The sequence below is a fragment of the Lactococcus sp. DD01 genome (assembly GCF_001578715.1).
GTDB classification, from domain to species: Bacteria; Bacillota; Bacilli; order Lactobacillales; family Streptococcaceae; genus Lactococcus; species Lactococcus petauri.
In genome coordinates this window covers 1-586 of record NZ_KQ968957.1, presented here as the reverse complement: position 1 = coordinate 586, position 586 = coordinate 1, and the positions used below count along the sequence as shown (strand labels likewise).

General features: G+C 34.3%; 1 pseudogene. It reads right to left on the bottom strand.

From position 1 onward, the window contains the following. Positions 1-201: 201 nt before the first annotated feature. Positions 202-586: pseudogene (locus LACDD01_RS11285) on the bottom strand (hypothetical protein); the annotation flags it as partial.

Below are 586 nucleotides of genomic sequence, written 5' to 3'. Positions count from 1 at the left end.
TGCAGCGATCGCAAGAAATATTTCAAAATCATAGTGGAACTTTATTCCTAAAAATTTTATATATACTGGATCATTGTCATTGTTTTTATTCATCTGTAACCTTCACCAAACTTTTAATCTTATGAATTTCACGTACTAAAGAATCATAATTTTCATCATTTATCTTTTCTGTGTGCCTTGTGAGCGTGTATTCTTTACCAATCATCCCTCAACCTCCACAAGCTCAATACCTAGTTCCTTACCTGCGAGATAAGCACAGATTGTTGCGTAATTTTTTTGCAAAAGTAATTCATATGGAAGCACCATATCTTCATAGCATTTATTGAAAGTGTATAGCTTATCATCTGCATATTTTAGCTCTTCATCTAGCATCTCCGCAATCTTCTTCGGTATGCTGAGTTTGGGCTGGATCATTCTTTTTTCAAATTTAGAAAATAGCTCCTCTGCTGCTACTCTACTTGGTGCTGTAACTGTCACAACTTCTTTACAATTAATGTTAAAGCATTCACTTCGATAAACTCGATTTTCTCTATAAGTCATTTCTGCTGTTCTAGAGCAAATCGGGCATTTAATAACTCTACTCATC